Origin of the sequence: Paenarthrobacter sp. AMU7 (assembly GCF_041200195.1) — a bacterium.
GTDB lineage: Bacteria > Actinomycetota > Actinomycetes > Actinomycetales > Micrococcaceae > Arthrobacter.
Genome location: NZ_CP165735.1, coordinates 4,113,781 through 4,132,693, shown reverse-complemented (window position 1 = coordinate 4,132,693; position 18,913 = coordinate 4,113,781). Strand labels below are relative to the sequence as shown.

At 63.6% G+C, this 18,913-nt stretch carries 18 protein-coding genes and 1 riboswitch; of the genes, 11 read left to right on the top strand and 7 right to left on the bottom strand.

All coding sequences use genetic code 11. The features are described from left to right. Positions 1-64 precede the first annotated feature (64 nt). On the top strand, positions 65-640 hold the full coding sequence (dcd, locus tag ABQM86_RS18985; protein ID WP_011776299.1) for a dCTP deaminase: 576 nt from the start codon (positions 65-67) through the stop codon (positions 638-640). A gap of 195 nt (positions 641-835) precedes the next feature. After that, positions 836-1,777, top strand: coding sequence for an endonuclease domain-containing protein (locus tag ABQM86_RS18980; RefSeq protein WP_369745285.1), 942 nt, complete (start codon positions 836-838; stop codon positions 1,775-1,777). A 156-nt stretch (positions 1,778-1,933) separates the two neighbouring features. Here ABQM86_RS18980 and ABQM86_RS18975 read toward each other — a convergent pair whose 3' ends face one another. From ABQM86_RS18975 to ABQM86_RS18965, 3 genes are all read right to left on the bottom strand, one after another. Continuing rightward, on the bottom strand, positions 1,934-3,133 hold the full coding sequence (locus ABQM86_RS18975) for a cation:proton antiporter (RefSeq protein ID WP_207595182.1): 1,200 nt from the start codon (positions 3,131-3,133) through the stop codon (positions 1,934-1,936). Positions 3,134-3,138: 5 nt separating this feature from the next. After that, positions 3,139-3,621 carry a cation:proton antiporter regulatory subunit gene (locus ABQM86_RS18970; RefSeq protein WP_207595181.1) on the bottom strand — a complete coding sequence of 161 codons (483 nt, stop codon included), beginning with the start codon at positions 3,619-3,621 and terminating at the stop codon, positions 3,139-3,141. 66 nt (positions 3,622-3,687) lie between these two features. Then, positions 3,688-5,091: an MFS transporter gene (locus ABQM86_RS18965; protein ID WP_207595180.1), complete on the bottom strand. Its 1,404-nt coding sequence runs from the start codon at positions 5,089-5,091 to the stop codon at positions 3,688-3,690. A gap of 200 nt (positions 5,092-5,291) precedes the next feature. Here ABQM86_RS18965 and ABQM86_RS18960 point away from each other — a divergent pair, with 200 nt between their 5' ends. From ABQM86_RS18960 to mnhG, 6 genes are read left to right on the top strand one after another with little or no spacing between them, the layout of a single operon-like run. Beyond that, positions 5,292-8,300: a Na+/H+ antiporter subunit A gene (locus ABQM86_RS18960; RefSeq protein WP_369745284.1), complete on the top strand. Its 3,009-nt coding sequence runs from the start codon at positions 5,292-5,294 to the stop codon at positions 8,298-8,300. Then, positions 8,297-8,797 carry a Na(+)/H(+) antiporter subunit C gene (locus tag ABQM86_RS18955; RefSeq protein WP_207595178.1) on the top strand — a complete coding sequence of 167 codons (501 nt, stop codon included), beginning with the start codon at positions 8,297-8,299 and terminating at the stop codon, positions 8,795-8,797. Before ABQM86_RS18960 ends, ABQM86_RS18955 begins: the two co-directional genes overlap by 4 nt. Next, positions 8,794-10,377 carry a Na+/H+ antiporter subunit D gene (locus tag ABQM86_RS18950; RefSeq protein WP_369745283.1) on the top strand — a complete coding sequence of 528 codons (1,584 nt, stop codon included), beginning with the start codon at positions 8,794-8,796 and terminating at the stop codon, positions 10,375-10,377. Before ABQM86_RS18955 ends, ABQM86_RS18950 begins: the two co-directional genes overlap by 4 nt. Next, positions 10,374-10,940 (top strand): Na+/H+ antiporter subunit E, encoded by a 567-nt coding sequence (locus tag ABQM86_RS18945; RefSeq protein WP_089596424.1) that lies wholly within the window; start codon positions 10,374-10,376, stop codon positions 10,938-10,940. Before ABQM86_RS18950 ends, ABQM86_RS18945 begins: the two co-directional genes overlap by 4 nt. Next, positions 10,937-11,215: a monovalent cation/H+ antiporter complex subunit F gene (locus ABQM86_RS18940; protein ID WP_089596423.1), complete on the top strand. Its 279-nt coding sequence runs from the start codon at positions 10,937-10,939 to the stop codon at positions 11,213-11,215. The genes ABQM86_RS18945 and ABQM86_RS18940 overlap by 4 nt, the downstream gene beginning before the upstream one ends. Continuing rightward, entirely contained in the window at positions 11,205-11,597 is a 393-nt protein-coding gene (gene mnhG, locus ABQM86_RS18935) for a monovalent cation/H(+) antiporter subunit G (RefSeq protein WP_089596422.1), read from the top strand. Before ABQM86_RS18940 ends, mnhG begins: the two co-directional genes overlap by 11 nt. Positions 11,598-11,696: 99 nt before the next feature. On the opposite strand, the gene ABQM86_RS18930 is transcribed toward mnhG, so the two are convergent. Next, positions 11,697-11,957: a DUF4235 domain-containing protein gene (locus ABQM86_RS18930; protein WP_089596421.1), complete on the bottom strand. Its 261-nt coding sequence runs from the start codon at positions 11,955-11,957 to the stop codon at positions 11,697-11,699. Between the two features lie 36 nt (positions 11,958-11,993). Further along, on the bottom strand, positions 11,994-12,692 hold the full coding sequence (locus tag ABQM86_RS18925) for an NUDIX domain-containing protein (protein WP_369745282.1): 699 nt from the start codon (positions 12,690-12,692) through the stop codon (positions 11,994-11,996). Positions 12,693-12,920: 228 nt separating this feature from the next. After that, positions 12,921-13,057, top strand: a riboswitch (TPP riboswitch). A 76-nt stretch (positions 13,058-13,133) separates the two neighbouring features. Here ABQM86_RS18925 and ABQM86_RS18920 point away from each other — a divergent pair. Genes ABQM86_RS18920 through ABQM86_RS18910 form a run of 3 tightly spaced genes read left to right on the top strand, consistent with a single transcriptional unit; the run spans position 13,134 to position 16,140 of the window. Next, a complete protein-coding gene (locus ABQM86_RS18920) occupies positions 13,134-13,754 on the top strand; it encodes an ECF transporter S component (protein ID WP_207595175.1) in 621 nt (206 codons plus the stop codon). Further along, positions 13,754-15,349, top strand: a complete 1,596-nt coding sequence (locus ABQM86_RS18915) for an ABC transporter ATP-binding protein (RefSeq protein ID WP_369745281.1) — start codon at positions 13,754-13,756, stop codon at positions 15,347-15,349. Before ABQM86_RS18920 ends, ABQM86_RS18915 begins: the two co-directional genes overlap by 1 nt. Beyond that, positions 15,346-16,140 (top strand): energy-coupling factor transporter transmembrane protein EcfT, encoded by a 795-nt coding sequence (locus ABQM86_RS18910; RefSeq protein ID WP_369745280.1) that lies wholly within the window; start codon positions 15,346-15,348, stop codon positions 16,138-16,140. The genes ABQM86_RS18915 and ABQM86_RS18910 overlap by 4 nt, the downstream gene beginning before the upstream one ends. Here the strand turns inward: ABQM86_RS18910 and ABQM86_RS18905 are convergent. Beyond that, positions 16,137-16,736, bottom strand: a complete 600-nt coding sequence (locus ABQM86_RS18905; protein WP_207595172.1) for a GNAT family N-acetyltransferase — start codon at positions 16,734-16,736, stop codon at positions 16,137-16,139. The two genes, ABQM86_RS18910 and ABQM86_RS18905, sit on opposite strands and share 4 nt — an antisense overlap. A 51-nt stretch (positions 16,737-16,787) precedes the next feature. After that, entirely contained in the window at positions 16,788-18,902 is a 2,115-nt protein-coding gene (locus ABQM86_RS18900; protein ID WP_369745279.1) for a penicillin acylase family protein, read from the bottom strand. Between the last annotated feature and the right edge of the window lie 11 nt (positions 18,903-18,913).

Sequence of the window (18,913 nt, the reverse complement as noted above, 5' to 3'; positions counted from 1 at the left end):
ATAGTCCCACGGGGCCGCCCCGACAATGCATGGGGACTTGGACGCATGGGGTATTTTTGATGCTGTGCTGATCTCTGACCGCGACATACGTGCCGAAATAGACTCCCAACGGATTGTTCTTGAGCCGTACGACCCCGCGATGGTGCAGCCGTCTTCCGTGGACGTCCGGATTGACCGGTTCTTCCGGTTGTTCGACAACCACAAATATGCCCACATCGACCCCGCAGAGGAACAGCCCGAGCTGACCCGGTTGGTGGAGGTGGAAGGCGACGAGCCCTTCATCCTGCACCCGGGCGAGTTCGTCCTGGGCTCCACGTACGAAACAGTCAGCCTCGCCGACGACATTGCTGCCCGCCTCGAAGGCAAATCGTCCTTGGGCCGGCTCGGATTGCTGACGCACTCCACCGCCGGCTTCATCGACCCCGGATTCTCGGGGCACGTGACGTTGGAACTCTCCAATGTTGCCACCCTGCCCATCAAGCTCTGGCCCGGGATGAAGATCGGCCAGCTGTGCTTCTTCCGGCTGACGTCCTCGGCCGAGCACCCCTACGGTTCCGGTGAATACGGAAACCGCTACCAGGGCCAGCGCGGACCCACCGCCAGCCGCAGCCACCAGAACTTCCACCGGACGTCCATCTAGCTTCGGCTGCCCCCTCTGTCCGCGCCGAGGGGTGAGCTCTCGCCTCTTTCCCTTGCGTCGAGGGGTTAGCTCTCGCCTCTTTGGGTGGCTTTTTCGGTCGAGACGTCGCCCCTCGATGAGGCCTTCTCAGCTCCACTAGTCCTCCACACTGTGGGTAACCTCTCAGCGCACCTTCAACCATGCCAACAATGGCTGATGAGGATTTCCCCACCGCTCCCGGTCGAGATCCGGGGCCGTTCATTCACGCTCGCCGAGCAGCGGGCGGCCGGCATCCCGGATCATCGTGCCTGGAATAACGATCTTCGCGTTGCCAGCAGGGGAGTCCGGGTTCCTTGGGGCGAGCAACAGGACCCTGCGCACACTGCCCGCCTCCTTACCGGCATAACTGAGGGAGCCATCTGTTGTCGGGAGACAGCTGCGATGCTGTGGGGATGCCCTTTGCCGTGGGACGCCCAGCAGGATTTCCTGGTTCATCTGACGAGGTCCGACGGCGCCTTTCGGCCTCAACGCCGGGGAGTCAAGGGACATCGAATGGTGCTCTCTGTGTCGGACATCAGTTCTGTGGGCGGGATTCCCGTGACCGGCCCCGCCCGCACGTGGCTGGACCTAGCTGCGGTGCTGGCCTTCGAGGACTTGGTCGCTGCCGCCGACTACTTCATCTGCAGTCAAACCCGAAGCTTCGGTCATAACAGGGTTCCCCTCTGCTCTGCTGAGGATCTCAAAGCACAAGTCGATCGACATGCCGGCATGCGTGGCATTCGGAAGGCACGTGCAGCGCTGGAGTTGACCCGCGTGGGCGCCGACTCTGTCCCCGAGACGAGGCTGCGACTGGCCATGGGTCGCGACTTCCTGCCGGAACCTGTCCTGAGCTACGTGGTGCGTGATCCTTCGGGCCGCGAAGTGGCGTGGCCGGATCTCGCCTACCCCGACTTCAAAGTGGCGATCAATTACGACGGCGGCCATCACCTAAATGCCGTTCAGAAGGAGTCCGACATCCGACGCGAGGCGGCGCTCGCAGCAAACGGCTGGATCTCTGTCGTTGTTACCGCCGAGCATGTAAGGGAACGCGGCTACGACGGCGTTGTCCGCCGCATCCGCGAGGCGCTGGTACGGGGTGGATGGCCATCGACGGGTTAGGTCTCGACCCTTTGGGTGGGCCTTTTCGGGCGAGATGTCGCCCCTCGGCGCAGGGGTGGATGGCCATCGAGGGGTTAGGTCTCGACCCTTTGGGTGGGCCTTTTCGGGCGAGACGTCGCCCCTCGGCGCAGGGGAGGGTGGAAGTTGGGGGCGTTGCTAGGCTGGGGCGCGCTCCGGGGTCCGGGGCGGGGCGCCAGGGGTTCGCCGGAGGGCCTTGACCACTGGTTCCACGAAGCGGGCGGCCAGCGGACCCAGGATGGCCATGATGAGGACGTAGGCCGTGGCGAGTGCGGCGAGTTCGTCGGGAACTGCCCCCGAAGCGACGGCCAAACCCGCGATGACGATGGAGAACTCGCCGCGGGCGATCAAGGCGGCCCCTGCACGGAAGCGGCCGGGCACAGCAATTCCGGCGCGTTTGGCGGCCCAAAAACCCGTGAGCATTTTGGTTGCTGCCGTGACGACGGCCAGAACAAGCGCCCAGCCGAGGACAGGCGGAATCGACGTGGGATCGGTGTTGAGTCCGAACGCCACGAAGAAAATTGCCGCGAAAAGGTCCCGCAGTGGCTCAAGGATTCGAGTGGCATTGTGGGCCGTTGCGCCGGAGATGGCGATGCCCAACATAAACGCGCCAACGGCCGCGGAGACCTGAAGTGCAGAAGCGATGCCGGCTACCAGAAGCGCCAGCCCCAGAACGTTCAGCAGGAACACCTCGGAGTTCTCGCTATGAACTGCCTGCGAGACGCGGTGGCCGTGCCTGAGTGCGATGACCAACACCACGGTGACAACGGCAAGGGCAATGCCTACGGTCTGCAGTCCGCCCAGGAAACCAACCCCGGCAAGGATGGCGGTGAGGATGGGGAGGTAGATGGCCATGGCCAGGTCTTCGAAAACGAGGATGGAGAGAACCACAGGCGTTTCGCGGTTACCAATCCGGCCCAGGTCGGTGATGACCTTGGCCGCGATGCCTGACGAGGAGATATAGGTGACGCCACCCATGACGATGGCGCCTACCAATCCCCAACCCAGAAGGACGGCCAATCCCGCCCCCGGCAGGAAGTTGAAGACAAAATCCATGACACCGGCTTGCCATGATCGCCGGAGCCCCGTAACCAGCTCGGAGGCCGTATATTCCAATCCGAGCATCAGCAGCAGGAGAATGACGCCAATTTCGCCGGAAAGATGGGCGAACTCGTGCATGCCGTCCAGCTTGACGAACCCGCCGGCGCCGAAGGCCAGTCCACCCACGAGGTAGAGAGGGATGGGGGACATGCCGATTCGGCCCGCTAGTCGAGCCAAGAGGCCGAGGCAGAAGACGACGGCCCCCAGTTCAACGAGGGCTAATGCGAGCGGGTCCATCCCGCTCAGCCGTTGCGAAGGATGTCGGCTGCCGAGTCAAGCCCTTCCTGGGTGCCGACCGCTACGAGCAAATCGCCGGTGTGAAGTACGACGTCGGGTGCGGGCGAGGCGACAACCTCGCCTTCGCGCATGATTGCGACGATGGAGACACCACTGCGGGTGCGGATCTGCGCCTTGCCCATGGGCTGGTTGACGAAGGGCGAATCAGGAGTGATGGAGAACTGGCGGGTGACAATGCCGGGTATCTCGCGATGCTCTTCTGCCAAGCGCATGGCAATGTGCTGGCCGCCCAAGAGGTTCCCCAACGTTGACGCTTCGTCGGCAGTCAAGGGAATGGACGCCTGGCACGTGTCAGGATCGTCCCACGTCGAGACGAAAAGCTCTGTTTCGCCTTCCCGCAGCTCTACTACACCGATGCGGCGGCCCGAAGCCGTGACGAAATCCTTGCGGACCCCAAGGCCCGGGAGTTCGGTCTCATCCACGTTCATAGCTCCACCCTAAACTGTCCTGAACCGGTCCGGTACGGCCCTCGCACTTCAGCCGGTACTTAGTAGTTAACGCTCAGGGACCACAGCTATTTCCACTTTCGCCGGCGGCTTGACCGGCAGGATCACCAGGAGGCCGGCCAGCAGGACCACCATGATTCCGAGGATGCCCCAACGTTGGGCTTCGCCCTCGGCAACCAAGGGAGAGGCGATGGCGATGCACAGGGTGAAGAGGGTGGGGGCCAGGAAGCTGACCGCCCGCCCGGTGGTGGCGTACAAACCGAAGAGTTCGCCGGCCTCGCCTTCCGGTGCAAGCCTGGCCAGGTAGGCCCGCGAGGACGATTGCGCAGGGCCTACGAACAGGCAAAGCAGCAGGCCGAAGACCCAGAAGGTGTTGCTCCCTGGCCATTCGTTACCGAGGAAGACGTAGTCGCCGTTGCCCAGCACCAGGATGAAGGTGCCGGCGATGAGGAGGCCGACCAAAGACAGGACGATCACGGTTTTGGGTCCGATCCTGTCATCCAGGAAGCCGCCGATGATGGCCCCGACGGCAGCGACCACGTTGCCGAAGATGGCGAAGAAGATGACTTCCTTGAGTTCGAAACCGAACGTCCCTGCAGCAATGACACCGCCGAAGGTAAACACAGCAGCGAGGCCATCGCGGAAGATTGCGCTGGAAAGCAGGAAGTAGATGGTGTGGGGGCTGGTTCGGTAGATGGCGCCGATACGGCGGATCAGTAACTTGTAGGAGGCCAGGAACCCCAAAGAAGCGGTGGCCTTCCTCGCCGGAACTTCAGGGACGGCGAACATCACTGGCAGGGCAAAGATGAAGAACCACAGCGCAGAGAAGACCGCCACGAGCCTGATGTTGAGGGAGTCCTGTGTTGAGGCACCAAACCAGTCGAAGGACGGCTGGACGAACAGTTGCAGAACCAGCAGAAGGGCTACGATTCCGCCAAGGTATCCCATGGCCCAGCCAAAGCCGCTGACCTTGCCGATGTTCTTGGGTGTGGAGATCTGGGCCAGCATGGCGTTGTAGTTGACGCCGGCGAACTCAAAGAAAACGTTGCCCAGTGCGATGAGGCAAACGCCCAGCAACAGGAACTCGGGCTGGGGAAAGACAAAGAAGCAGAGCGCAGTGAGCACGGCGGTGGCGGCTGTGTTGACCCCGAGCCACAGCTTACGACGGCCGCCGGCGTCCGAACGCTGCCCGGTGACCGGAGCGAGCAGGGCAATGGCCAGGCCCGCTATGGCCAGGGCAGCACCCAGCGCCGCCGAGGCAGCGTCCTCCCCGCCGAAAGCATTGGACGTGAGGTACACCGTGAAAACGAACGTGGTCATGACCGCATTGAATGCAGCCGAGCCCCAGTCCCAGGAAGCCCACGCAAGGATCTGGCCCTTCTTGGAGGCGACAGGTCCTGAGGCGAGCTCGGAGGTCGGTTGGGAGGCTTCGGGAACTGCGGCCGCGTTCATAGCTCGATGCTATAGCGGAGGGGAGAACGGCGGGCGGATGACAGACCGCTATGTGGAGAACAGGGATTGAAACGTAACCTGCAGCCCGCTTCTTTGGCGAAAAACGGTCCGTCCCCCTTGATAAACTGGCTCAACCGAACCCAACGTATGACCGCCTGCTCCAACTTTGACAATTCGTTCCTGACTTTGCGGAGAAAACAGTGATCACAGTTCTCGCCATCACCTTTGCAGCGGCAACTGTGGCGCCATTGATCTTCAGCAAACTCGGCAGGAACGCCTTCTACGTCCTGGCAGCGGTACCGGCGGCGGCCTTCATTTGGCTGGTCTTCCAGTACGGCCCTGTATATTCCGGTGGCGGCATAGAAGAAATCCTTCCGTGGATACCCAGTTTGAAACTGGAGCTGGCCTTCCGCATGGATCCGTTGGCGTGGATCATGTCCCTCCTGATCCTCGGAGTCGGTTCCCTGGTACTGGTCTATTGCGCCCGGTACTTCAAGAACAAGGACGCGGACCTCGGCGGCTTCGGCGCCCAATTGCTGGCCTTCGCCGGAGCCATGTTCGGCTTGGTGACCTCCGATGACCTCCTCATGCTGTTCATCTTCTGGGAGCTCACCACCATCCTGTCCTACCTGCTGATCGGCTACGCACGTACCCGTTTGGCAGCACGCCGCTCCGCACTGCAGGCACTGATGGTCACCACCGCTGGTGGCCTCGCTATGCTCGTTGGCCTCATCATCATGGGCCAGGCAGCGGGAACCTACCGCATCTCGGCTATTTTGGACCAAGCCCCAGCCCTCATGACCGGGCCCATGCAGGGTGCGGTGACGGCCGCCGTCGTACTTATCCTGACCGGTGCGGTGACAAAATCGGCGCTGGTTCCGTTCCACTTCTGGCTGCCGGGCGCCATGGCAGCCCCCACTCCCGTCAGTGCGTACCTGCACGCAGCGGCGATGGTGAAGGCCGGCATCTACATCGTGGCGCGCCTGGCGCCGGGCTTTTCCGAGTCGGAATTCTGGCTGCCGCTTGTCCTGGGGCTCGGGTTGGCCACCATGCTTGTGGGTGGGTACCGGGCCCTCCGGCAGACTGATATCAAGCTCATCCTGGCCTATGGCACCGTCAGCCAACTCGGCTTCCTCACCATGGTGGTGGGGCTCGGACGCCCGGATGCGGCGCTGGCCGGACTCGGGCTGCTCCTTGCCCACGGCTTGTTCAAGGCCGCGCTGTTCCTGGTGGTTGGCATCATTGACCACCAGTCAGGAACGCGCGATATCCGCAAGCTTTCCGGCGTCTTCCGCTCATCCCGCGCCCTTGGAGTAGTGGCAGCGATCGCCGCAGCGTCCATGGCCGGAGTGCCTCCTTTGGCTGGCTTCGTTGCCAAGGAATCAGTCTTTGAAGCATTCGTTCACTACGGCACGGGCAATGACGCACCTGCCTGGGGCGTCTGGATTCTGGTGGGCCTGGTGATCGGGTCCATCCTGACGTTCGCCTACAGCGCCCGGTTCATGTGGGGCGCGTTCGCCAGCAAACCGGGCGTTGACCCTACGCCGTTCAAACCCATTAAGCCCGCGTTCCTGGCCGCGCCTGCCATCTTGAGCCTGCTCACCATTGCCTACGGAGTGTGGCCGGCCCCTGTGGACACCTGGATCCAGCCTTATGCGGCGCTGTTCGCCGATGGGTCGGACGCGGTCGACGCCGGGCACCTGGCTTTGTGGCACGGCCTCACCCCCGCACTGGGGCTGACAGCGGTGACGTTCGCGGCAGGCGCTGCGATGTTCTACGGACGCAACATCGTCTCCCGGGCGCAAAGCCTGGTTCCGGACTGGATTGATGGCGACCGGGCATACCAGCACACCATCGGCGCGCTGGACGACATCGCTGTCTGGGTCACTGGCCGTACGCAGCGTGGTTCGCTCTACTTCTACTTGACGGTCATCCTCACCGTCGCCTTCGCTGTACCGCTGGCCGCCTTGATTGCGGCCAACAAGCCCCTCCCGGAAGGCATCTACTTCATCGACCCCAACTCTCCGCTGCAAATGGTTGCCGGAGCGGGAATCGTGGTGGGTGCGTTGGCCGCTGTCCGGGCCAACAAGCGTTTCCTTGCGGTCCTCATGGTGTCCGTGACGGGCTACGGCATTGCCCTCATGTTCGCTTTGCAGGGCGCTCCGGACCTGGCACTGACACAGATGCTGGTGGAGACCATCGTCCTGGTGGCGTTCGTGCTCGCCATGCGCAGCCTGCCGGCAGAGCTCCGGGACAGGACCGGTGGCAGGCTTCGGGTGATCCGCGTGATCATCGGTGCGGCATTCGGCATCACCATGATCTTCGTAGCGATTTACGCCATGGGCGCCCGCGTGGCCACCCCTGTTTCCTTGGACTTCCCCCGGCTGGCGTACGAGGGCGGTGGCGGGCTGAACGTCGTCAACGTGACCTTGGTGGACATTCGCGCCTGGGACACGTTCGGCGAAATTTCAGTCCTCGCCATCGCGGCCACGGGCGTGGCCAGCCTGATCTTCGTCCGCAGCCGCGGCGATCGGATCAAGACCTCGGAGGCCGTGCCGGAAGGCAGCGTGGGGCGCCGCACCGGCGTCGACCGTGACTCCCGGGACGGTGCCACGCTGGCCGTGGCCAAAAAGTTCACTGACGTCAGCCGCGACGCGTGGCTGGTGGCGGGCCGCACCTTGGCTCCGGAACGCCGCTCGATCATCTTCGAAGTGGTGACCAGGCTGATTTTCCACTCGATGATCGTCTTCTCCATCTACCTCCTCCTTGCCGGCCATAACCTTCCGGGCGGCGGTTTCGCCGGTGGCCTCACCGCGGGCCTCGCCCTGACCATCCGGTACCTTGCGGGCGGCCGGTTCGAGTTGAGCGAGGCTGCGACAGTCAGCGCCGGAACTCTCTTGGGGACGGGACTCGCGACGGCGGCAGCCTCGGGCCTGGTACCGCTCTTCCTCGGCGGACAGGTGTTCCAGAGCGCGATCATCGAGTTCTGGCTGCCGGTCTTCGGAGACGTCAAGTTTGTCACCTCCACCATCTTCGACATCGGCGTGTACATCGTGGTGGTGGGCCTGGCACTCGACGTTCTCCGCAGCCTCGGTGCCGAAATCGATGAACACTTTGAGGGCCAGGGCGCGCCCCTGGCAGAGGAAGACGCCGCCGACCTTGCAGGCGAAGCCGCTGAATCCGCCGCATCCGGGAAAGGTACCGCATGAGCATCAACCTGACCCTGCTGATCGTCATGGGCGTTTTGTACGCCTGCGGCATCTACTTGCTCCTGGAGCGGAGCCTGACGCGCGTGCTGTTGGGCTTGATGTTGCTGGCCAATGCCACCAACATCCTGATCCTGACCACCGGCGGATACGCCGGATTGGCACCCTTGTTCACCAAGGAAACCAGCCCGGACGCCTATAGCGATCCTTTGCCCCAAGCTCTGATCCTCACCTCGATCGTCATTTCCTTCGCCGTGACGGCCTTCATGCTGGGCATCATCTACCGCACGTGGGTCCTGGCACGGCAGGACGAAATCCAGGATGACCTTGAGGACCGTCGCGTAGCCAAGACGCCCAGCTTCGATGCCGAGGACGACGCCATTGTGCCCTTGGAAACCTCGGAGTTCGCCGTCACCCCTGCCACCACCTCGGACCACACCCACCCCGAAGCAACCGAAACCCCGAGCAAGGCACCGAACCAGGAAGGAGGCAGCGCGTGAATCTCGCAAACCTGTCGCCGCTAGCTGTCCTCCTGCCGATTCTGGGTGCCGCTCTTGCGTTCCTGCTGATCCGGCACCACACCGCGCAGCGTGTGGTGAGCATCGGCATCCTGAGTGCGACGCTGTTGCTCGAGTGCCTCCTGTTGATTTCCGTATGGGACGGCGGGACGACGTCGGTCACTTTGGGCGGATGGCTGCCGCCGTGGGGCGTGGTCCTGGTAGTGGACCAGTTCTCCTCGCTCATGTTGGTTGTCTCCACCGTGGTGAGCCTTGCGGTGTTGATCTACGCCACCGGACAAGGCATGGCCGACGGCGACCAGGAAGCACCCGTCTCGATCTTCCACCCCACGTACCTGATCCTGGTGGCGGGCGTGTCCAACGCGTTCCTCACCGGTGATCTCTTCAACCTCTACGTAGGGTTCGAGATCCTGCTGACGGCGAGCTACGTGCTCATGACGTTGGGCGGCACGGGGCCGCGCATCCGGGCGGGCGTCACCTATGTGGTGGTGTCAGTGGTGTCATCCGTGTTGTTCCTCATCGCCATCGCCATGATCTACGGGGCCACGGGGACCATCACCATGGCGGACCTTGCCATCAAATTGGCGGAACTGGACCAAGGCACCCAAAACCTCCTCCACGTCATGCTGTTGGTGGCCTTCGGCATCAAGGCCGCCGTGTTCCCGCTGTCCTTCTGGCTCCCTGACTCCTACCCGACGGCACCGGCGCCGGTTACGGCCGTGTTCGCGGGCTTGCTGACCAAAGTAGGTGTCTACGCCATGGTCCGTACGGAAACGCTCTTGTTCCCCGGCGACACACTGAATGTTCCACTCATGGTGGTGGCATTACTCACCATGGTGGTGGGCATCTTAGGTGCCCTGGCCCAAAGCGATATCAAGCGTCTGTTGTCGTTCACCCTGGTCAGCCACATCGGGTACATGGTGTTTGGCCTGGCCATGAGTTCCGTGGCAGGGTTGGGCGCCGCCGTCTTCTACGTGGCGCACCACATCACCGTGCAGACAAGCCTGTTCCTGGTCACAGGTCTCATAGAACGCAGGGGCGGCAGCTCGTCCATGGACCGGTTGGGTGGTTTGGCCAAGCTTTCCCCGTTACTGGCCTTGCTGTTCTTCGTCCCGGCCATGAACCTCGCAGGTATTCCGCCGTTCTCTGGCTTCCTGGGAAAGTTGGGCCTCCTGCAGGCCGGCGTGGACTTGGGAACACCCTTGGCCATCACGCTGGTGGTGGGTGGCGTGGTCACCAGCCTCCTGACCCTGCTGGCCATCGCCCGCGTGTGGAACAGGGCCTTCTGGCGCAAGCCCGAAGACGCTGAGTATCCGGACCCAGCTCTCCTGAATCCCCGGAACGTGGGCGTCCTGCCGCGGACCATGGTTGGTTCGACGGCGGGACTGGTAGTTTTCGGTGTCGCGCTGACGGTCTTCGCCGGTCCGCTCTTCCAGGTGGCTGACGGTTCCGCAGGAATCATGCTGGATCGTTCGGCCTATATCCACTCGGTCCTGGGCGACTCGGTCGAGGTGCCACCGCTTGGGCCGTCCGGGGAAACACAGACGGGTGATGCCAAATGAGCCGTAAGCCCATTTCGTTCCGCACCGAACTCCCGCTGCTCATTTGGTTGGTCATTGTCTGGGGCGCATTGTGGCGGGACTTCAGTCCCGGAAACCTGCTGTTCGGTGCGCTGATAGCCGTGCTGGTAGCCAAGCTGTTCTACCTTCCACCAGTGGAACTGAGCGGCAGGTTCAACATCCTGCGCGCCATTCCCTTCGCCCTGATGTTCCTCGCCAAAGTGGTGGCAGCGAGCTTCCTGGTGTTGTTCCTGGCCGTGGTCAAGGGACCCAAGGTGCGCAGCGCCGTCGTCGCCGTTCCCTTGCGCAGCCACTCTGACCTGATGGTGACGGCCACGGGGCACGTCATCTCGCTGATTCCGGGCTCGCTGGTGGTGGAGGTGGACCGGTCGACGTCCACGCTTTACCTGCACGCGCTCAATATCTACGAAGAAGCGGACATCGACAAAATTCGCGAGGAAGTCCAGATCATTGAAGCGCGGCTGATCCGGATCATGGGCACGCGCGAAGAAGTAGAAGCCCTCAACGCTGAAGTACGTCCGGGAATGGAAGGGGCAGCACGATGAAGGAGATCATCCTTGTGGTCACGGCGGTGATCCTCAGCCTGGCTGCCGCGGGCGCGATTGTCCGCATCGCGATCGGCCCTTCCCTGCTGGACCGCGTCCTGGCATCGGATGTCTTGCTGGCCATCCTGGGTGCTGCACTGGCGATCGACATGGCGATGAACAGGCACCTCAACAACCTGATGCTGCTGGTAGCCCTCGCGGTGATCGGATTCATCGGATCAGTGACCGTTGCACGTTTCGTGGCTGAACGGAGGGAACAGAACAATGAGTCCTGATGCCACCGGCGTGGATGTCGTGATCGATGCTGTCACCGCAGTTTTCCTGGTGGTGGGAGCCTTGATGTCCTTGGGTGCCGCCATCGGTTTGCTGCGATTCCCGGATCTCATGAGCCGCATGCACGCAGCCACCAAGCCCCAAGTGCTGGGACTGTTCCTCATGCTTGCTGCTATTGGCCTGCAGATGCGAACGTGGTGGGTTTGGCCGGTTCTGCTGGTGGCATGGATTTTCCAGTTGTTGACGGCACCTGTGTCCGCCCATATGGTGGGTCGCTCCGCCTACCGCACCAAACATGGCCACCGCGAGATGCTCACCAAGGACGAACTCGAGGCTGTTGTGCAACGGGCGGCTGCGGGGCAAGAACCCCGCAACGACCGCTAAAAGTCCCGGTCACACAAACGCGGAGTCGCCTTGCGTCCAATGGTTCATTCCATCAGGTGGAGGCAAAAGCGACCCCGCGTTGCTGTCTGTGGTTGCGGGCTAGACGATGTCGTGCGACTTAGCGAAACGTGCAATGGCACGCTGTGTGCCACGGCTGGCCAACACCTGAATCAAGGTGCTGACGAAGGCTGAGATCAGCGCAAAAGTCAGTGCTGAACGCAAGCTCGTTTCCATGTCGTCGTTGCCGAGGGGTGGTTTGTTGCCAGTTGCCTTTTCCCACCCTTTGTTGACGAGTTTGGTGCCTACGAAGCCCGCTCCGAGGCTTACTCCGGCACCGATCAGCTTGAAGAAGAGGTTCATGCCCCCAGCCTAGCCGTCCGTGGGCCGACTCCAGAGTCAGCGCCGGCTTTCGCGCTCTTTCAGGAACGCTGCCAAGGACCCAACAGGGGCCAGCACGGGAACAACGGGGTGCTCTGCCGACCAGGCAGCATCCACGGAATCAAACTCAGCGATTTCCTTGAGCAGGTAATAGGTGGGCGGCATCAGCTTCAGGGTCCCGGCCGCTTCCGCTTCCAGGATTCCGTCTACTGGCATCCACAACGATTGCCAGGCCTCCGTGGTTTGATGCTGCGGCTCGGCTCCCGGGGAAGGCCTGGCAACGTAGAAGTAGGTGTCAAAGCGCTTCGGCATGTCCGTAGGCGTGATCCAGTTGGCCCAAGGGCGGAGATCCGCGGCACTGATGCTGAGCCCGGACTCCTCCTGGACTTCGCGGATTGCGGCGGTGAGGACCGTCCCTGCGTTGGTTTCGGCCTGCGTTGAGGTGGCGCCGGTGGCGATGGAACTCGAACGCCAGGCGGCAGTGTGGCGTTGAAGCAGGTCCGCTGGGTAGTCCCAGCCTGACTCGTCCGCAGCATCCACCCGGCCGCCCGGGAAGACCACCATTCCGGCGGCGAAGTCCATGGTGCTGACCCGGTGCTGGACGAACGCCTCTATCCCGCCCGGGGCATCACGGAGCAGGATGACACTGGCAGCAAGCCGGGGCTCGGATATGGTGCCCTCGCCGGCAGGGTGATCCTGAATGGGTAGGTCCGTCATGAAAGTGCCCCTTTGCCGCGGTCGAGTCTGCTGGATCATTCTCTCAGGTCTCGTTGTGGGGCCGGGTGTACAGGCCAAAACCGGCGCGAGGGGTGCAGAGCGGGCCCCGCAACGCACGCAACCCCACGCACGGGCCCCCCGATCGCCCGATTGTGACCACCGGCCGGCATCGGACAGTCGCCCACAACACGGGCAGGTGTAAACTGAACCAGCCCATCAGGGCAGATTTGATAACGACAGGGGAGCGCCGCCGTCGGACCTTGCAGAGATGCAGGAGACGCGAGGGCGCTGAGAGTGCGGACAGCCGCAGACCCTCGAACCTGATCCGGTTAGTACCGGCGCAAGGGAGTCGAGCTTCTCAGAGTGTCCGGATCCAGGCGGCGCAGGCCGATGGGAAATCCGGGGAGCACTTTCCCCTCCTGTAACCTCAGGAGGCAGAAAATGACCACGGTAAACGTGAAGAAGACCAGTTATAACTGGCGTGTTGTAGACATCGTTGTGGCGGCATTGATCGCCATCGCAGGCGGCGTGATCTTCTGGGCCTGGTCCCAGGGCGCCGCGCTGGTATCCATCCCCATGAACGCGACGTATCCGCCGCTCACCGGCCTGATCGCCGGCGGCTGGATGATCCCCGCAGTCCTGGGAATGCTCATTATCCGCAAACCGGGCGCAGCGTTGTTCTGCGAAGCTGTCGCGGCCACCGGTGAGCTGATTATGGGTTCCCAATACGGCACCACCGTCCTGATTTCCGGTGTCCTGCAGGGTCTGGGCGCAGAGCTCATCTTCGCCGCTTTCCGGTACAAGAAGTTCAACCTGCCCACGGCCCTCCTAGCCGGCGCCGGTGCGGGCCTCTTCTGCGGCCTGAACGACTCCTTCCTCCCGTGGGGCTGGAACATCGCCTACGAGGCAGTGGACAAACTGGCGTACATCACTTTCACCACCATCTCGGGTGCCATCATCGCCGGCGCCCTGTCCTGGGTTGCCACCCGCGGCTTGGCTAAAACCGGCGTCCTGAGCTCCTTCGCATCGCGCAAGGCCGCGTCGGAGCCCGTCTTCAGCTGATGCCCGCCACGCAGAGCGGCAACAAGAACAGCAGCCCGGTGAGGCCTGCCGCCATCTCCGCCGAGGGCTGGGGTTGGCGGCATGCCGGCAGGTCCGCTCCCGCCATACATGGGCTTGACCTCCGGATTGAACCGGGCGAGCGGGTGTTGCTGCTGGGGCCTTCAGGCGCCGGCAAGTCCACACTGCTGCACGCCCTCGCGGGGGTGCTGGGTGACGAGGAAGACGACTCGGACGAGTCAGGTTCCCTGCTGATCGACGGCGTTGCTCCGCGGGAACAGCGGGGCCGCGCCGGTCTCATGCAGCAAGACCCCGAGACGCAGGTGGTCCTGTCGCGGGTTGGTGACGACGTCGCTTTCGGTGCGGAGAACCTTGCCGTGCCGCGAGAGGAGATCTGGGCCCGCGTCCATGAAGCGCTCGACGACGTCGGGTTGCGTACCGCCGCGGGCGGCGGATTGGCATTGGACCACCCGACGGCGGCGCTCTCCGGGGGGCAGAAGCAGCGCCTTGCGCTGGCGGGGATTCTCGCGATGCGTCCCGGCTTGATCCTCTTGGACGAACCCACGGCCAACCTGGATCCGGCCGGAGTGCTGGAGGTTCGGGATGCTGTTCGGCGTTGCCTGGACAAGACCGGCGCAACGCTGGTGGTGGTGGAGCACCGTGTGTCGGTGTGGAAGGACTTGGTGGACAGGATCGTGGTCCTGCAGCCGGGCGCCCTGGCGGCGGCGGGAACAGGCCAGGCAACGGGCGGGGTCCTTTTGGACGGCCCACCGGACAAGGTCCTGTCCGAGGCCCGCACCCTGTTGATGGCTGCCGGCGTTTGGGTGCCGGGGTACGTACCGGCCACCCGCCAACGACGCAGCCAACCCCACACCGCCCCACTGCTCCTCGCGGCCCAGGACCTCGCAGTTTCCCGGGAAAAGCCGCGGCGCAAGGGCTTCAAGACCATCCCGCCCGTCCCGGTTCAAACGGGAATCACCGCGCAGGTCAGGGCCGGCCAAGCACTGACCATCACTGGAGCCAACGGAGCTGGAAAGTCCACGTTCGCGCTTACGTTGGCCGGCCTTTTAGCGCCGGTGGACGGTACAGTGAGTGCCGCCGTCGAGCTTTCCAAAGGGGCAGGTATTGACCCGTTCAAGTGGAAAGCAGACCAGCTGATTTCACGGATCGGGACGGTGTTCCAGGAGCCGGAGCACCAGTTCGTCACGGGCAAGGTCCTGGACGAGCTCATGTTTGGGCCCAGGCATTTAGGCCACGGCGAAGAACGGGTGGACGAACTGTTGGAGCGGCTGCGGCTGACGCATTTGGTGGACGCCAACCCCTACACCCTTTCCGGCGGTGAGAAGCGGCGGCTCTCGGTGGCCACCGTGCTTGCCGCGCACCCCGAAGTCCTGGTGCTCGATGAACCTACGTTCGGCCAGGACGCCAACACGTGGGCGGAGTTGGCGTCGTTCCTTTCAGAGTTGCTGGACGCCGGAACGGCTGTGGTCTCCGTGACCCACGACCAGGAATTCAGCGCAGTGCTCGGCGGAACGGAGCTGCGGCTCGGCCCGGTACAGCACGGTGAAGCCACGCATCAGGAAGCTGGTGCAGCATGAGGGATGCACTGAACCTCCGCGGGAATCGTGCCCTGCTGACCCGAGCCAACCCCTTGGCAAAGTTCGTGTCCGTTTTTCTGATTTCCCTGGTGCTGGCCCTGTCCATCGACTGGGTATCGGCGTCCACGGCGTTGGTTGCGGAGCTGGCGTTGTTTCCGTTGGCCGGGCTTACGTTCAGGCTTCTGTGGCAGCGCGCCTGGCCGCTGATCATCGCCGCTGCGATCGGCGGCTGGAGTACCGCGATTGTGGCGGCGGACAGCGGCGCTTTACTGCTCGACGTCGGACTCTGGTCCATCAGCGAAGGTTCCCTTGAGCTGGGGCTGGGTTTCATGCTGCGCGGTTTGGCGATCGCGTTACCGGCAATCCTGCTGATGACCTGCACGGATCCCACTGATTTGGCAGATGCGCTGGCCCAGAAGGCCAAGTTGCCGCACCGCTTTGTCCTAGGATCCTTGGCTGCCATGAGGTTGGTTGGGCTCATGGCAGAGGAGTGGCAGACCATCGGCATGGCCCGCCGTGCCCGCGGAGTCGGTTCCCAGGGCAGTCCGTTCCAACGGCTGAAGGCCACGCTGGGCCAGAGCTTTGGGCTCTTGGTCCAAGCCGTGAGGAGGGCTTCGCGGCTGGCAGTCACCATGGAAGCGCGCGGCTTCGGCGGCGGTCAACGGACCTGGGCGCGCGAATCCACGTATTCGCTTCTGGACGCCTGGGTGGTCCTTGGCGGTGTGGTCATCGCTGCGGGTGCAGTCCTGACGGCACTCGGCGCTGGAACGTGGAGCTTCGTCTGGCGTTAGGGAGCCTGCTGTTCCTGGATCTCGTCGAAGCCTGCCCGGGTCAGGAATCCGAGTTGGGCTTCCTTCTCGGCAAGCTGGATGATGGGTCCCAACTCGAAGCATGTCGCCTCCAAACGGCGCAGGGCCTTGGCGTTGCGTGAGTCCGGCTCCACCACGATCCGGTCCTTGCCGGGCAGGCTGAACATGTACTTGATCAGTGCTGTGCCGAGCCTCGGCGTGAAATGCGGGATGGGCCGGGTGGCCGGGGCCAACAGCAAATGCATGCCAATGTCAGCCTCGCGTGCGGGGTAGGCCTCGCCCACGGGGTCGTGCAGTGGTTCGTACGTCTGGAAAAGGGCCAGCGGTTCGCCATCAAGGACGGCCAGGAACGCGTGGTGGGTCTCAAGGGAATCAAGGAATTCGTAGATCCCCTGGACTTCTTCGCGGGAATTCTCCATCATTCCCCAAAACCTGGCGCGGGGCTGGGTGACCCATTCGAAGATGAGGTCGATGTCCTCGGCGGGAACAAGCGGCACAAGCCGCAGCGCGCCCCATCCTTCGAGGTCTTCGGAGTAGACGGTGGTACGGACAGAGAAGTCCTGGGTGGCGGTGGTCATGGCTTCCTTCGGGGCTGATGCGTGACTGATGGGATGCGGGAGCAGGATGAGTCAGGGATTGTCTTTGATCAATTCAGGCCAGTCAGTGACTACCGGGGCGAGTTCCCCTGCAGTCCAGAGCGGGAGTTGGTCGGCAAAGTGCTGGTGGCCGGGCGTACCGGAGGCACCGAAGGGCACGATCCAGCGGCTGTTGCGCCGCTCGGACAAGTCCCAGATGTAGCGGGCCACTGGACCACGGAAGCTTCGGTCGTCAACACCGGGGAGGCTCTCGGTGCAGAGCACACAGCCCGTATCTCCGCTGAGGGCCACCGTGGGTGCCGCTGACGCGAGTGGGCCGGGGAGGACGTGGACGGCCAACAATGTGTGCCGGTCGCCCCAGGAGCGCAGCCCGGACTGCTCCAACGCAGCGTCCTCAAGCGCTGTGGCGGCTTCTGTATCGACGCTGATGCCGAGTTCTGAGCCGCGTACCAGCAGGGTCTCAAGCGCAAAGCCGATCCGGGATCCCACTGACAACCACGGTCCGAACAAGGGCGAGTAGCCCGTTGGCTCGTTCAAAGGGACAAATGCGGGATGGTTTGCCAGGCGCTGGACCAATGAGCCCCGCCACTCCGCAAACACTGCGGCATGATGGCTCCCGGCATCCATGTGGCCGTCCCACTCCAGCAGCAGCGAACGCAGTCCCGCGGCTTCCCGGGACAATTCATCAGCGTCCAGGCCTGACAGCACCGACCGGAACAACGGCCACGGACCCAGGAGCGTGTCCGTATGGATAGCCTGCATGTCATCCACGGACAACGGCCCCGGAGCCGACTCGAGCAACCCACGGATGCGCAACGCCCGATGCGCGGGGGCGAACTCCATGGCCACGGCGTCGCCACCTCCCGCCGCGCGGTCGTTCGCGCTCACGGCGTACTGCTCCACCTCCGTGCGGGGCAGGATGACGTACTGACCGTCCCACTCATGACGGGCTGAAAAGGCCGGGGCAGGCAACCTCCTGTTGGCGGGATTGCGCTGCGGAACAAGCCCGGCAACAAAGTGCCGCACTGCTCCGGAAGTGTCCCCGGCCACCACGCTGTTGACGGGCTCCACCCAGGCGTCGAACGCCGTCTCCACCTCGGAGACGCTCCGGCTCCGAAGCAGCGGCAGGAGGGCCTCAAAACCAAGCCGCCCCTCAACGCGGGCAGGGAAGCGCAAACTCAGCGCCTCGCCGTCGGGCGCTTCAGAGATCACGGAACCTCGCGGGGTCTCGATGACCTCCACGGTGACCGGCTCACCGTCGCGAACGGTGATGGTTTGGGCACTCACGACGGCGGTTTCCCAACCTGCCGCTCCGCGCGCCTCGACGCGTTCCCCTGTGGCGTCCGTGACCCGGCGCAGTTCTTCCTCGAAGAGGTCCTGGTAGTCGGCCATGGCGTTGGTGATGGCCCAAGCGGTATGCCCGGTGTGGGCGAAATGCGGGAGGCCGGGGACACCCGGGAACGCGAAACCGATGGCGTCGAAGTCCGGGCAGGCAAGCCGTATCTGCTGGTACACGCCGGGGAGTTCCATGAGGCGGTGGGGGTCGCCGGCGATCAGCGGGAGGCCGCTCGCCGTCGTCGAGCCGTGCGCGGCCCAGGCGTTGCTTCCTGACCAGACGGGAGCCTCGATGCTGAACAGGCTCACGGCGTCGTCGCCCAATGTCCGCGCGATGTGGGCCCTGAACAGTTTGTTGGGGAACGTGGAAAAGAGGATGTGATGGACCAGGAAGACGCCCAGCGGCGTCCACGGACTCCATGGCTCCGGCGTGCAGGCGGACTCGTCGAATTCGGGGCCGCCGCGGAGTCCGTCTGCCAGCGCTTGGTTGATGCCGGCCACGTACTGTCCGCACCAACGCTGAGTCTCGGCGTCGAGGTTCTCGAAGCAGCGGCGCGCGGTGTCATCCAGCCGGGCCTGCCGTGCGAACCGGTCCCAGACCACAACGTCGGCACCCAGGACCTCAGCTGTGCGGCCCTCGGAGCGCCACCGTTCCAGCTCGATCTGCCAGGAGCGGTCAGTGGCTGCGTTCATGCCTTGGAGGAAGGCGAGATCGTCGGAGGAATCCGCCCACAAATGGGGGATTCCCCACTGATCACGGTAGGTTCCGGGGCCGCCTGCCGGGGCGGAAAGGTGCGTCGGGGCAGGCGTCATAATCTCTGGCC